This window comes from Pseudomonas sp. Seg1 (genome assembly GCF_018326005.1).
Lineage (GTDB): Bacteria > Pseudomonadota > Gammaproteobacteria > Pseudomonadales > Pseudomonadaceae > Aquipseudomonas.
Map to the genome: position 1 here is coordinate 3,241,289 of NZ_AP021903.1, position 14,048 is coordinate 3,255,336.

At 51.9% G+C, this 14,048-nt stretch carries 11 protein-coding genes and 2 pseudogenes; 7 read left to right on the plus strand and 6 right to left on the minus strand.

All coding sequences use genetic code 11. The features are described from left to right. Positions 1 to 150 precede the first annotated feature (150 nt). Positions 151 to 900, minus strand: coding sequence for an FRG domain-containing protein (locus tag KI231_RS14365; protein ID WP_213028680.1), 750 nt, complete (start codon positions 898 to 900; stop codon positions 151 to 153). A 343-nt stretch (positions 901 to 1,243) separates the two neighbouring features. On the opposite strand from KI231_RS14365, the pseudogene KI231_RS14370 reads away from it, so the two are divergent. Together KI231_RS14370 and KI231_RS14375 are read left to right on the plus strand one after the other, a co-directional pair. Then, a pseudogene (locus KI231_RS14370) lies at positions 1,244 to 1,643 on the plus strand (DDE-type integrase/transposase/recombinase); the annotation flags it as partial. Between the two features lie 383 nt (positions 1,644 to 2,026). After that, positions 2,027 to 3,883: a serine/threonine-protein kinase gene (locus KI231_RS14375; RefSeq protein WP_213028681.1), complete on the plus strand. Its 1,857-nt coding sequence runs from the start codon at positions 2,027 to 2,029 to the stop codon at positions 3,881 to 3,883. Here KI231_RS14375 and KI231_RS14380 read toward each other — a convergent pair. Both KI231_RS14380 and KI231_RS30015 read right to left on the minus strand, forming a co-directional pair. Further along, a complete protein-coding gene (locus KI231_RS14380) occupies positions 3,872 to 4,297 on the minus strand; it encodes a hypothetical protein (protein WP_213028682.1) in 426 nt (141 codons plus the stop codon). The two genes, KI231_RS14375 and KI231_RS14380, sit on opposite strands and share 12 nt — an antisense overlap. Before the next feature lie 2 nt (positions 4,298 to 4,299). Next, positions 4,300 to 4,503: pseudogene (locus tag KI231_RS30015) on the minus strand (hypothetical protein). A gap of 330 nt (positions 4,504 to 4,833) precedes the next feature. On the opposite strand from KI231_RS30015, the gene KI231_RS14385 reads away from it, so the two are divergent. Both KI231_RS14385 and KI231_RS30020 read left to right on the plus strand, forming a co-directional pair. Next, entirely contained in the window at positions 4,834 to 7,422 is a 2,589-nt protein-coding gene (locus KI231_RS14385; RefSeq protein WP_213028683.1) for a hypothetical protein, read from the plus strand. Between the two features lie 167 nt (positions 7,423 to 7,589). Continuing rightward, entirely contained in the window at positions 7,590 to 8,582 is a 993-nt protein-coding gene (locus KI231_RS30020) for a tetratricopeptide repeat protein (RefSeq protein WP_249412138.1), read from the plus strand. A gap of 52 nt (positions 8,583 to 8,634) precedes the next feature. Here the strand turns inward: KI231_RS30020 and KI231_RS14395 are convergent, their stop codons facing one another. Further along, a complete protein-coding gene (locus KI231_RS14395; protein WP_249412139.1) occupies positions 8,635 to 9,537 on the minus strand; it encodes a DUF6685 family protein in 903 nt (300 codons plus the stop codon). Between the two features lie 283 nt (positions 9,538 to 9,820). Between KI231_RS14395 and KI231_RS14400 the strand changes: the two genes are divergently transcribed. Next, on the plus strand, positions 9,821 to 10,825 hold the full coding sequence (locus tag KI231_RS14400; protein WP_213028684.1) for a GIY-YIG nuclease family protein: 1,005 nt from the start codon (positions 9,821 to 9,823) through the stop codon (positions 10,823 to 10,825). A gap of 156 nt (positions 10,826 to 10,981) precedes the next feature. Here KI231_RS14400 and KI231_RS14405 read toward each other — a convergent pair whose 3' ends face one another. Next, the gene (locus KI231_RS14405; RefSeq protein ID WP_249412140.1) at positions 10,982 to 11,449 is read right to left on the minus strand and encodes a 3'-5' exonuclease; all 468 of its coding nucleotides are present in this window, start codon (positions 11,447 to 11,449) and stop codon (positions 10,982 to 10,984) included. A 228-nt stretch (positions 11,450 to 11,677) separates the two neighbouring features. Beyond that, positions 11,678 to 11,977 (minus strand): hypothetical protein, encoded by a 300-nt coding sequence (locus KI231_RS14410; RefSeq protein ID WP_249412141.1) that lies wholly within the window; start codon positions 11,975 to 11,977, stop codon positions 11,678 to 11,680. 398 nt (positions 11,978 to 12,375) lie between these two features. Here KI231_RS14410 and KI231_RS14415 point away from each other — a divergent pair, with 398 nt between their 5' ends. Together KI231_RS14415 and KI231_RS14420 are read left to right on the plus strand one after the other, a co-directional pair. Further along, on the plus strand, positions 12,376 to 12,693 hold the full coding sequence (locus tag KI231_RS14415) for a hypothetical protein (protein ID WP_213028685.1): 318 nt from the start codon (positions 12,376 to 12,378) through the stop codon (positions 12,691 to 12,693). A gap of 856 nt (positions 12,694 to 13,549) precedes the next feature. After that, positions 13,550 to 13,762 carry a hypothetical protein gene (locus tag KI231_RS14420; protein ID WP_213028686.1) on the plus strand — a complete coding sequence of 71 codons (213 nt, stop codon included), beginning with the start codon at positions 13,550 to 13,552 and terminating at the stop codon, positions 13,760 to 13,762. Positions 13,763 to 14,048: the final 286 nt, after the last annotated feature.

The following is a 14,048-nucleotide window of genomic DNA, read 5'->3' on the forward strand; positions in this document are numbered from 1 at the left end:
ATCCTACCCCCCCCCCACCGACGCGGTGCTAACGCGTCTCAACGTACCATCGATTCTGTTGAACAATTTCGTCCGAGTGAAGTTAGCTTCAACGAATTCGTAACTGCACGGCGCTAAACAAGTACATACCAGTCAACACCGAAGCCCGCCCTAGCGATTTTCTGCACGCATGGCAAGAATTGCCCTCACCTCCGAGGATTTGGCATTGCCAGCGAGCCCAGGGTAGATCCTTGAATGACTGAGGCCCATAGCATCAAGATCAGCCATTGCAGAGCCAGTTTCATCAACTGGAACAAGGTATTTTTTTAGGGCACACTCATTTCCCTCACGCTGCGCGACGTAGTCTTCGATTGAACGAGCGTGGTTCTGCAGGTATGTAAACTTCCCATGCTGGTTTCGGATGCGTTCGTTACCGAAACTTGGGACATTAACAATCGAGCAACCTGAATCGTCATTCCAGATATAGTGGGTTGAGTCCAGCACCCAAATAGCCACATTGGACTCTGTTCGATTACCGTGTCGGATGTGCCCGCTAAACGCAAAAAACGCAGCTACGTAGGGGCTTTCGCTCCAGTCCAGTAATCGAGTGGGCAACCCGTTATGCTGCCCTAGGCTCAGCATCATCATCGGGTCGTCCCGGACGTTAGGAGGCAGGTCTTCCTGTTCACACTCACGTATGAAACCTTTCAGGAGACTGTTAGCTACCGCAATCTTATTAGCGGGCGTGCCTTCGTAGTCCGCATACCAGCGGTCAAATGTTGATGCCAGCTTCCAGGACTCACCGCCTTGACCTCGAAAGAGAAATCGGCCTTTTTGAAAGCTGCCAGTCGGAAAAAGGTCACTGATAATCCGGCTTTTGAAATCAGCCCAGCTTTCGCATTCCACGGTTGTGACGTTCATTTCGATCCTTGAAGAGTGGCTATCGGAGAGCTGAAGGTAGCGAAGTGACATCTCTCTGTCCATCCTGAGTGAAAGTGCGAGGCTTACCCAGGATTTCAGCTTTTGGCTGATTCATCGGCTAACAGTTGCGGAATGCGGCAAGCGTAGACCAGACCAGGCATTGAAAGTGCCTCTCGATCTCCAGAACAACTGTGCGGTGGCCACCAGCATTCACTATTGCCTATCCACCTCGGTTGTCGTCACACGCGACTCCGTCTGGCCGAGCGTATCAACTGAGGCCTGCTGTCGAATCGCTTCCTCGGGCTCGTTACCTACCTCTACATCGTCCTGTCCAGAAGATGCGGGCTGGGCGCTGTCGAGCAAACCGGACGCGGATTGGTGATCAAGGCGTTGGACATGGCTTATGAAAAGCGAGGTAGACCTCAAGGACTGCTGTTCCACTCGGATCAGGGGTCGCAATATGGCAGCCGTCAGTTTCGCCAATGTCTCTGGCGTTACCGCATGCGCCAGAGCATGAGTCGTCGTGGAAACTGTTGGGACAACGCGCCGTGGAGCGCGTGTTCCGGAGCTTGAAAACTGAGTGGATACCGACCGTGGGCTACATGACGGCTCAAGAAGCGCACCGATACATCAGCCATTATTTGATGCATCGGTACAACTGGATTCGACCACATCAGTTCAACGGTGGGCTGGCCCCAGCTCAGGCCGAGAAAAAACTTAACGTCGTGTCCGGGATTAGTTGACCACTACATAGCTAGCTCTGCTATCGCGAGATGAGATGCATTCGGCTGCGCTTGGAGCACTTTCAGCCTACGAGAGTGGCAAGGACATCCGCTGGCCGAGCTTGATTCACCGCTTCGAAACCCGCATCTTCGCGATGAGCAAAGTCCTTACAGCCTGTGTTAATCGTCGTGGCCTCGTTGATCTTGGGTGCCACCAACGCAACTGATCGTTGGCCAACCTACATCGCGATCTGAGCGGCAGTTTTGGTGTTGATCATCGTGGGCTCCGCCGCGCTTTTGAAATCGCTCAAAGCTCGTCGTAAGTCTCAGGCTGAGGTCTGATTGTTGCCAACGTTTTAGAAAATCGAGGGAGTGGTATGACTGGGGAGAACAGGTCGACAGTGGTGAAGAACAAGCCGAAGGTTGTGAATGGATGGTCTTACAACACCAGCAAAAAACTCGGCGATGGTGGCAACGGTGACGTCTTTCTCGCAAAGAAGGAAGGGCGGGACGGAGCCCTCAAAGAACTCAGAATTGACATCAGAAAACGTGACAAGGCGCATGTCAAAAAGCAGATAGCCCGTTTTCGCGATGAAGTGGTCGCACTTAAACAATGTGCGGATATCCCAGGTGTCATCCCTGTGCTTGACGTTGACATAGGCACAGATCCGAACCAACGACCTTGGTTTGTAATGGGGCTCGCTAAGCCTTTATCAAAACAGCTTGGGAAGTTGCCCTTCCTTCCTGACGTCGTCCAGGCGATCCACGACATCGCACAGGTGCTTGAAACGATGCATGGGCGTGGGTTTTCCCACCGTGACATCAAGCCTGACAACCTCTTTTTCTACGAAGAACGTTGGACAGTGGGTGATTTTGGCTTGGTGAGCTTTGAGGGTAAGCAAGGGAAAACGCAACCAAACGAACGCATTGGCCCTATCTACTACAACGCCCCGGAAATGCTCAATGATGCGATAGAAGCAGACGGTAGGCCGGCTGACGTGTTTTCCCTCGCAAAAACCTTATGGGTACTTGCGACCGGTCAGCGCTTTGCTTTACCTGGAGCATACGATTTGAACCATGAAGCATTCCGAATCGGAACGTACCTCCCTGCCGCAGAGCGAACGGCTCAGTTGGACAATCTGATAGCAAGCGCGACGGCGTTTGCCCCTGAACGCCGCCCGACTATGGCTCAAGTGCGAACCGATTTGCAGGCATGGCTGCTGCCCCACGAGGAATCTAACTTGGCAATTAAGTTTGACATCAGCAAGTTCGGTGCGCAGATCGACCAGCACCAACGTGCTATGGACATGGAGGCGGCCAGAGAGGCGGCCAGGCAATCACAGCTTGCTGAAGCCGCGGAGAGGGTCTGGCAGGCGCACACTTCTTTTGCAGACGAGGTTGTTGCAGGACTTAAAGACGCGAGGCTCAATGACGTCGGTCACCGGTGGGCCAAGGCGGATCGGACTCTGACGATACGAGGCCGCATTCCCGGTGTGTCACCGTGTGCATTGGTGCTCCAGATCGTTGTGGACGACCTTCAATCCCCTAACCTCAAGGTGACAGGACGTATTTTGCTGGAGTGGGCTGACAAGCCTGAGGCCCAACTGCTCGTGTGGAAAGAGAGTCTGCAATTTTTGTCCGCTGGCAGTGAGGAACGGCACGCGCTTCAACGGCTCCAGAGTCAAGCTATTGAGCAGCTTCAGAAGGCAGTCGAGCAGGCTTTCATCATGACGCTGGCATCGGGCTCAGCCTCATCGCTGGATAGCTATGCTGTCAATGTCATCGACTCTGATGGCGTTGCCGTTGTTGGAGCTCATGTCTGTCTCGTCAACGGAAATGCAGCGACCTTTAGTGGTCGCACAGACAGCCAGGGCAATGTGGTATTTGGCCCTCATCCCTTCGACACTCCCATCGCATTTGTAGCCCATCCCGATTATCTAGGCGCGATGAGGTGGGAGCTTACGTCCCACACCCAGATCCAGTTATCTGGCTCAAAGGGAGAAGGGTCATTCATCGCTATCGACGCCGCAAACCACTGGCCCGACCTGGCGTCGAGGCTCAATCTCATTCACCATAACCTGAACCGCTCGTACATGTACGCCAAGCCTGGCGTGATTGATCACGGAGTTAGCCAGCCGGGAGCGATTGCCCTTGGCCAAGACACACATGTTGATGATGAGAAAGGGCACCCGATATTGATCTGTCCTCAAGCTGTTCGTGGAGAGGTGTTTTTAGTCAACGTAAAAAGGCTATATGGCTAGGATCTGTACGAAAAGAGATGGCAGTCGTTGTCTGTCCATCTCATCAGGAAACCATTCGGCGATCTCGACGTTACAGTGGCTGGACTCACTCAAGGCCCATCTGACGATCATGTCCGCAGCGGCCCTGTAGTGATCAGCCATGAAGATGTGCTTACCACTTAATGTCCAGCCGCGCTTAGCGATTCGCTCGGTAACGTCCAAGACTCCTGCATCGCTAAAAAAGGCAGTGGTATCCGGATAATGGATACCTGCAAGAGATACCTTCGTCACACCCGACTCTCTGTCGAAGTAGGACAGAAAATGCCATCCACCAGTTGTGCTACCCGGATGGGGAAAGTTGATCGCTGCTTTCCCGGTGATGTAGTGCTCGCGCGATACGCATTTCAGATCCAGATCAAATAGTAATTGAGTCATGGCTATTTTCTAAGGCGAGATAGGCCTCGTTTGATGTGGCCAGCGTTGTCACCGATGGTATAAAACGCGCCACGAATGTTATTTCTCCCTTCTGACAATCCTTGAGCCTCTACCTAGAGGGTAAGCTCCATGAGCGCTGCTTCGAGGGCGAGTTGGTTTTGGTACATCCTTTCCAGCACATCTGATAACGAATATTCACCGTGCATTTTTCAACTCCATGTTGGGAAACGACAGAGTAGTAATGGGCTAGATTGCGGGTAATAGCTAGTAGGGAACACCTTCGACCACGCCCGAGCGAGCAGCAGGTCTCGATAATGTCTACAGCCTTGATGGAGCACGAGAGCTGCAGCCTCGCGTTTGAATTCAACGGAACGGGAGTGACGTTGCTTGGTCACCAGGCACCTTTTTGCTGACGAGCACTCATCGCCTAAGTGGTGTCGGTTTCATAACCACCATAGTTGGTGAAGCGCGGTCGCATAGACAGGCGTGTGGAACTACGCTCTGGGTCATATTGATGAGCATATGAGGAGAGGGGAATGTCAGATGAGCTTGGCTCAGAACTAGCGGGACGAGTGAGATCCCGGCCTTTAAGAATAGCCTTTCTCGTCGAGTCAACAGAGCACGCAGGCTTAGTGCTCGATGGAATATTTGCTGACTGCTATTCGCGGTGGGGTGGGCGATTCAGTCTCATCGTACCTTGTGCGGACGGTCAAATTGTCGCTGAGTACTGGCAATGGTTGGAGGCTTTTGATCCCGACATTGTTTACGCGTACGTCAATTTAGCCGCAGAACGAGTTCTTGAAATTCATGAGCGCCTAGTCCCAGGCGACTACATCCTTCACCTCTTGGACGATGAACCGAGGCTAGATCTGAATGGATTTCGGCCACAGTATCCCGCAGCTCTTTCCTCCCTTTCCACAGTCTTTCGTCTTGCTCGGCATAGTCCAATGGTAGCTATGCCAAAAATCAAGATCATCGACAATTGGCATACGGAAAAGCCGAGTCGATTTTTGACAGACAACTTTGGTACCTACCACACGAGCGCGGCTACGGGCGTATATCCAAACGACGCTAGGTCAACAGCTGGACTGCTAACAATCGTCTCGGATGATCATTATGAAAAGCATGGATACGGAGTACCACGTGACCTTGACCGCGTTGCATCCGAAGAAATGGCCTTTCTTGAGTTTGTAGCTAGGCGTGTCACGAGCCTGAGTATGTTGTCGTCGTTGTACGCTACACGCCTTGAAATACGTGACTATCGATGGAGTGATGCATTCAACTTGGTGATCGGTGACTCATTCGAGGACAGGCTGATGTTCTGGAATGCGAGGCTGCTAATCCCCACATGGCTCGACAGCGACTTATGTTGTTTCCGGATAACGCTCGATCAGCTGAAAGATGAGGATATGCTCAACCAGCTCGTTCAATTGCTTAACACGCGCAATCACGTAAACGGCGGGGGAGGTGGACAGTCGCAGCTTCGAATACGCTCGGCGTCCCATACTATCGATGAGCTTAACGAAGTACTTGAACGGCTCCAAGCAGCAAAAGCATGGAGTGCTCATGGGCCAGCTGCTGTCATTGTCGGTGGGCATGTCATTCCGAGCGAAGATTCGCTCAAACAAGCTCGTGAGGTGGCTGAGTTCTCAGACGGATTTAGATCTGGAGAGCGGCATGCATTTCGCTGGAACCCACCGGTTGCTTACCCACCGGCAAAGGAACCGGAGCATCTTAGGGATGCGCCATCGGGCCAAGTGTTCACGCTAGGCCTCTGGGCGCTCGATTTAAGTTTTGAGTATGAGCGGGATAAGCCGAGGCTCGCCCAAGACAACGTGTGGATGCTGCCGAAGAGGTGGCGCATGGCGGGTGCCTTTGTCACGAAATTCATAACCAAAGGCTTCGCACAGAACAATCCTTCACCTAGGTGTCGTACGAGCAGAAACGGTAACCTGACCCTATTTGCTGGCTTCAACCGAGAGCTTGAGTCAGTAACCGTTCCTAATATTGATCAGGCTTTCAGGAGCGCGATGTGCCTCGAATCTGCGTCGAGGCATGTCGGCCCTGGCGATCCACCTTGGCCGCAAAAGAAAGCGACATGGATGAAAGCCTCAAACGAAAGCCCCCATCTAACAGGCATTCTTGGAATGGCAGGAGGTCTTGCCAGCTCTAAAAGCTTGCTTTTGCATCCGTTCCTGCAAGATCTTTTTGCTAGCTTAGGCGGCGCACCCAATCTTGCGGATGTAGACGTCAAATCCACTGTAAACGCACTCGCTAAGCGTGCCAAAGGACGACCGGTGTTCGATCTTCAGCTGGACGGTGAGCTTGAAGCTCTCGCCGCGTTGATCGTGAAAGCCGCGCAGTCAATCAAAACCCCTCGAATGCACGTCTCACTCGACAATTTACGAGACCGCTGGAAGGCACACAGAGCGAAGTATTGGGCTCAGCACCCATTGCCTAAATTAGACAGTGAACAAGACGATATAGATTGGGAAGGTATGGAACAGCAGGCGATCGATGATCGACTTGCTGAAATGAGGACGCGTCGAATGCTCTTTCAAGGATACCCTTGGATCTGCGACACCTGTCAACATCGCAATTGGACTGATTATCAGGCGTTATCGCCTGCCCTTGTGTGCGACGTTTGTCGAACTGAAAAAGAGCTGCCCGTCGGTATACCTTGGTATTTTCGACCGAACGAATTTCTCATTGAAAGCCTTCGCTCTCGTAGTGTTTTGTCACTCGTTTGGCTCCTGTCAGCTCTTTGTGATCGAGCGAATTCGTCGTTCATGTATCTTGGGCCGACTTGTTTTGGCTATTCGCCCGATTCCAGAAATCCCGATGTGGAAGCGGATCTGCTTGCTGTCGTTGATGGCGAATCCATTCTCTGCGAGGTGAAGTCGGCGTGGCGCAGTCTGCGGGCCGCTCACATCGAGGACTTCGTTCACCTTGCGAAGCGACTTAGGCCGGATCGGGCTATTTTGGCGGTCATGGAAAAAGGAGGTCGGTTCGAAGAGGAGATGCAGTCGGCTGAGACCGCCCTGAAGGCGGATGGCATTCAATTCGAATTGCTAACACTCGAAAATTACAGCGTTGAAGACGACCCATACCTTCTTGGCCGTTAACGAGTAATGGCTGCATCCTACGCCGGGGAGGCTCCGAGTGATTACTTCTGACTCGTGGCTGGATATGCAAACGCGTTTTTCCGAGTGCGAGATGGTTCGTGATCAGCTAGGAGCTCTACAGAGGTTTCTATAATCTTTGAATTACAAAGATATTGGAGGCAGCAAGGATGGGGATTTTCGACTGGTTGTTCAAAAAGAGAAATGCAGGCAAGCCAGAGATGGGGCTCGTCAAAGCCAGATCTCAGATGGTAGAGCTAGAGAAGCCTTTTCTGCATGTCAGCACCATGGATTACGGCGGCCTCTACAGTCTTTCCAAATCAAAAAAATGGGCCATTTCATGGCGGGACTCAGGCCCCAGTGCTGGTAGGGGAGGTCATCGTGAAAGCGGGCTTGGCGAATTTGTCCTGGCTGACTTGGCGAGTGATGTCGTATCTACGCACGGAAAGATGCAAAGACCTAACAATGGCTCTGTTGCAGACAACGGCTCCTTCAGTCTTGAAGACTGGCATTTTGGAAATACTCTGTCTGGAACCTTCAGCGTCTTCGACAGCAAAGGCACGCCCATCATAAGCAAAGAGTTAACGGCGAACATCCTCGAAAGCGGCATTTCCAGGAATGGCAGGCTTGCCTATTGTGCGACAGCCAATAGCAAGACAGAACACGGCTACAAGATCTTCCTATTTGACCTAGAAACCGGTGAGGAACTGTTTTGCGTTACCCCTCAAACCGGAGGGATGGAAAGTTACGCATTCGACGAGGATAAGAAGCTACTGATTGCGGACGTGAAGGGGGTTGGTAAATTCAGGTATGACAGGGACGGTAACTTTGTCGATGCCGGCAACCTGAACAAGGCCAATCTTGGGTCATCAGATTACAGTCGGGTTATTCGTGCAGCTGAAGAAGTACTGGACGAGCCAGGACTTTCCGCAGCGCGTGCTCGAGAAGCTCTTGATGCAGTGATTCGAGCTCGCTCACTTGGAGCTGATGCCAATCCTGCTTGGAGGCCAAACGCTTTGAAAGTGCAAGGTCTCGCGCACGAGGCGTTGGACGAACCGTATGAGGCGATCAAGGCTTATGAGGATGCAATCATTTTGAACCCAAAAATAGGGGTAAAGCGAAGACTGGATGCGTTGAAGAAAAGGGTCGCAAGACGGCTGTGAATTCGCGAAAAGGACTTCCGCAGGTGGCCGGGAGTCCCAGACTATTTCCGAATCAGCGTTTGCTTAAGTTTTTCAAATAGCGGCCAAGGTCTTGGAAATCCGACGCGTGTAAAATTTTGGCGACGTTGGCTGACCTTTTCTCAGATTTTGGCAGGAAAACCGCACATTGATCAGCATATGGACGTGGCAGATCTTTCCAGTAGTAGGTTGCCTTAAAGCTCTGCATCGCTCTGTGAAAGCCCATTTGATGCCTGTGATGAGACGACATCACGAAGATATCGAAGTCTTGCGTGAGGCTCTCCAAAGCAAGCTGATTGATACTGTTAACTCTATATCTACCGCTCAACGGCACCTTGATGTCGAGGCGTTTTGCGATGTACTTGGATGCCGCAAAATGATGGGAGCCACCGCTGTTCATCAGGAAAACTCGTCCATCCCAAGACCACGTCTGAAAAAAATCATGATCCACACGGCTGATGATTCGGATCTCATCCCAAGCCAAGTTCTCAGCTAGCTTCTCTGGAGTGATCTCATTAATCATCTCTTTCGAATTTCTCTCCACCATTGCATCCATGCTTTTGAACAAGTGGAGCTCTGACTTGGACGCCGAAAAGCCATCAACGTCCTGAATGTCGCATTGCCATCCGTCCACCTCTCGCGTCGTGCCGAGATTGAGTAAGTCATCACGACGTACTGACACGCCTCCATAATTACGACGAGCGCCAGGACAATAGCCAAATCCGTTGAGGCTGCCCTTACATGGCCGGCTCCGTTCATAAGAAAGGTTGCCGAACTCATGCCATTTCACGACTTCTTCGCTGGAAATACCTTTTTCGTATTCGACCAATGGCTTGTTGAGGCCCGGTTCATTGGCGATCAGTTTTATTAAGGAGGAGGGGTGTCCAAATTCTTCTTTGATCGCTCCTAAAACGAATTGCGCTACCGCTTTGAGCATATGGTTTTTCCTTTGTGATAGGGCTCCTTTACTAGAATGCATTTACTCGCGGAGCAATGCGACTCAACTCGGTGCGGGAAACGATCGAATTGTTGGAATGTTTCATGTTGCCTCGTCGCGTTGCGTATGAGCGGCCAGTGAAAACTCAGAGGGTCATAGCTCGATGGTAAGATTGAATCGCCTGTGGTGGGAGCACCTTGCTCCCAAGTCGATGCATCGTCGATTAAGAGAAGTGGAGCAGCAGTTGTCGCGCTGGTGCTTGACCGATTATGGGCAGCACTGGTTGAGCGTCGCCCGAAAGCCTGGGCAAGCAATAAGGCTTCTTCCCGGCCAAATTATTCCGGTTGTGCACCTCGTTGCTCTTGGTAATCAGCCGATTTTTATTGTCCCCCAGAGTCCGGTAAGGGTTGGACATAGATTCGTAGGTACAAGGGAGTTTGCGTCGGGGCGTCCACTCGCTGAGACCGAAGTTGCAATAGGGCCATTGATCCGGCTGGATGTAGTGACCGATGAGGCGCTCATCAATGCTGCCAGGAGATTGCAGTTCGGGGGACATATCCTCGGGGTCAAGACTCCAAGCATCGTGTTTACCATCCCCGCACATTACCTACTGTCGCCGGAGCGATGGCCTGATAAGGCGTATGCGCTTTATCAGCATATCTTCGGAATGGGTAACTCTTATCCCGATGATGGTTTCTTCTACGTTGGGATCACAAAGCGGCGATGGCAGACTAGGTGGGCTGAACATCTTCGAGCAGTGGAGAAGGGCAGTAATTTGCATTTTCATCGCAAATTCAGAGAAGAGAGGGAGGCGGGCAGAATTACCTACATCCATCACAAGGTGATGGCGATCACTGACGACCTCGATAAACTCTACAACACCGAAAAATTTTTGATTGATGGCCATTGGGACGATGAGCGACGCCTCAACATGATCCCTGGCGGTAGGGCGGGCCTTCGATACCTCAGGGAACACTCGATACTTAGTAAGGGAGTGGTCGCTGCGCCGGATGAAAGAGACGGTTTCCTAGATGCGTGGTTGAGTGATCATCAAGGAGAAAGCCTTCCTCCAGTCACTCTCTCCGAGAGGTGGCAAGATGAGGCGTGGGCTGCGGCCCAAATATGTAGCCGCTCAGACCGCCTCTCGGTATCTCAGATTACGGCTATACGTGATTTAGCCACCGGTCATGCTTTGGATGAAATTGCAGAGAGAACTGGGGCGAAAGTCGACCAGATCCGGAGCATTATTAGTGGGAAGACCTACACGAGGGTGAAGGATCTCCCCTAATTTAGGTTTCCTGTTGGTGACGGGGAAGCTGGAGCGCATGCGTTTCAACTACTAATTCAGACATCTCTTTAAACAAAACGCAGGCCGAAGCTATTGATGCCTATGACGCATCTTTTCAGGTCGTTCCTTCGGGGCCACGAGCCCCGGCTTACCTAATCAGACGAGCATCTCCTTAATGATGGACGCGATATTCCTGGCATCGTCTATCCCCCGGTGATAGGTACCCTGCCAAACCAGGGCCAACGACTCTACTGTTTGCTTAAGACTTTTCGGCTGATCGTCGTATAGGCCTTTATGCCACTTTCTGACGTTGAAGTGCTGCAGGCCGGCGAGCAGGGAAGGGCACGCAGCGAATCCGGCGTCACGCTCAAGCTGCCTCGCATCGTAGTCACCCCAAGACGCCCAGGCCGCGTCTGGATAACGCTCTATGAAAGCTCCTAGCTCCAGACCTACCTCCACATAGGTTCCCGCGCTGTCCACGTCCGCTTGCTGAATGGATGTGAGCTGCTTGCAGAAATCAGTAAGTCTAGGGTTGATCTGGGGGCGTACGAAACGCTGGAACTCATCGACGGTTTCAAGCGTTTCAAGGTCGATCACCACCAGGCCAATCTCAATCGTTTTCATCTGACCAGGAGCGACCTTGGAGATTCGTGTACTCCAACCTCATCACAGGTTGCCTCAATGTCTACGCAATTACAGATAGCGGTATGGTGCGAGCAAGTTTTGGATGGATTGAAGGTGAAGGAGTTTTGCTTCGATGCTCATCACGTGAGTGTCCTAACTTTAATCTGTTCAAGATAAATCGGCTCGTGCATGCACCTACTTTGTGAAGCCGATCCTACCGGTAGATTCTCAGCAGCACATTTTACAGACCCGGATAATCATCAAGCCTAAGCTCAGGGCAGCCTCTTCCTCCGGCTCACGCTTAGGAGTATGTATCACTCCAGCTTCAGCTTCAGCATCCGCACGCATTTGCTCGAGCTCTTTGTGAAAAGCCTTGTCCTGAACCGTGGGTTTGCTGGTGTACGGTTTGCGCTCTGGTTCAGGCTTGGCTGCATAAGTCGTTAACGCGTCTGGGTCGTGCTGCAGCTTTTCTTGAACTTGCGACTCCAGCATCGCACGGAGGGCGTTTTTGTCGGGACGGGTAGCCACCCAATGGCGATCGAGATCTAGGCAGGTGCCAAGAGGAAGGTGAAGCGGAGTCAAGCCAAGGAGCAAAGGTCGGCCAGGTAGGGACTTCACCGCAACGCGCTTTCCGCGAAGGCGTTTGTTGGGGTATTTCTCATCCCCGTCTGGGGCCTCCGGTTCTGACTCTGACAGCAAGCGGAGCGCGCAGGCCGAGAGGGCGAGGCGCGAGGGTGGAAACCCAACGGGGAGACGCCGCCTTGCGTGCGACTCGGTTTAAGACAGCCGTCCCGTAGGGCGCGCACAGCGTCAGGTGGTCACCCTCGCTCGTCATAGATAGGATGATACGGTCATCCTGGAAACGGCACTTGCGATAAAACCGTATTATCTATAGATTCACCTAGGATTCTTCATGGTTAATAAAAATGGCTAACGCTTGCCCTTCAGCGGCAGAAATTGCAGCAAAAATTAGGTATCTCCACGAGGCTACTTTCGCTGGCAAAACACGTGGACGCTTCAAGCTCGACGACGAGCTAATGAGGGCTATTTCAGGCCGTTCAAGGCTTCTGGACAACACATTTGAGGACATTAAGGCAGCTTGTGCCGAGGATGGGCTGATGATCACCAGACTCAAATACCATGGGATCTATACGGTGATGGAGACCAAAAAAATGGTCGCCTGGAGAAATGTTCCAGCCCGGCTCCTGACCAAGCTCGAAAATGAGTGGAAGTGGGAAGAGTAAGAAAGAAACGTAAGCCCCTTAGGTCAATCTGAAAAACAACCGTGGAGCCACTCCGATGATAAAGCACCGTTTTAGCGTCACTGTAGATCTCAGGAGCACCAAGATTTGGAGTAAGGAGTTTAAGTCACTGACTTGCCTAATCCGCACGGGGGTAATAAACGAGCATGGGTTCGCTGCTACTAAAGGGTTAACGGATGCCCGTTTTAGAAATTGGTCGATTGCAATCAGATTCAAAACGGCTGAAAACCGGGAAGAGTTCTACCGTGTAATAGAGCTTCTGTTGCATCCTGAAATCTTCAAGAAAATTGGTTTGAAATATACCAAACCCATCAAGTCACGCTTTGAGTCAGTAAAGTACCTACGAGCCTCATAAGCGGTAGTGTCCGGTTTATGCTTCGCTCAGAGTCATGGGATCAGGCCAATGTAATCGACATTTTTTAGGGCCTCATGATCCTTTCGCACCGTGAGGCGAAGGGATCGCCACTCCCAAGCGATAGGCCAAGCCATGCTTACCCTGAACTCCCATCAGGGGATTGCCGCCTCTCTGTCTAAGGCTGTCGACTGGCAGTACGAACGAGAGTGGCGTTTAGTGTTTCCAGACGACGATAGAGAGGTCGAGGCTTCAGTGTCGCTGCGCCCCTGAAGGCTGTCCATCTTGGGGCTAGGATCTCGGATCCTGATGCACTCACGATTTTGAAGATCTGCAGTGAAATCGACATCCCGGTCTACAAGGTCATGCTTGCGCCTAACGAGTATCGGATGATCTCCGAGCTTACCAACCTGAATGCTTGGTGTTCCTTTCGTAAGGTCAGCGTATTTTCTTAAGCAGTAACTCACGAAAAATCAGGAGATTTGCATGGGCGTGAAGTGGGAGCCATTGGTGGTACATAACACCGGACTAGGCATTCTTCGGGGATGCCTGACAGAAGAAGGGAAGCTGCTTGTGGAGAACACGCCGGAGGCTAACCTCGTAGGCTTTATGCCGGGCGGAATGCGTCCGGTGGGCGAAGCTGTGAAAAATCCTGAGAATGCCCTTATCGTCGCGGGCCCACAGCCGTTTGTGGGGTAATGGCTGTGTGAAGGTCGGGACAATGAGCACGCAGACGCATACACCTATCCGTCATTCATTTTCTTCCGAAAATGATGATGACGGACTAAGGCCTAGCCTCCGATTTTTTGTCTGGGGAAGCCAAGTCCCGGACTCGGTAAAGTATAAAGAACATAATTCTAATAAGAGCATCGGATGGTACTATGCAGGAGTGATGGAAACTTGCAAGCGGACTGCAGTGAAAGTTAGGTGCTGCTCCTCTTTTCCTGATGACTGGCACTCAGTTATTCTTGGTCGACAGGATTAA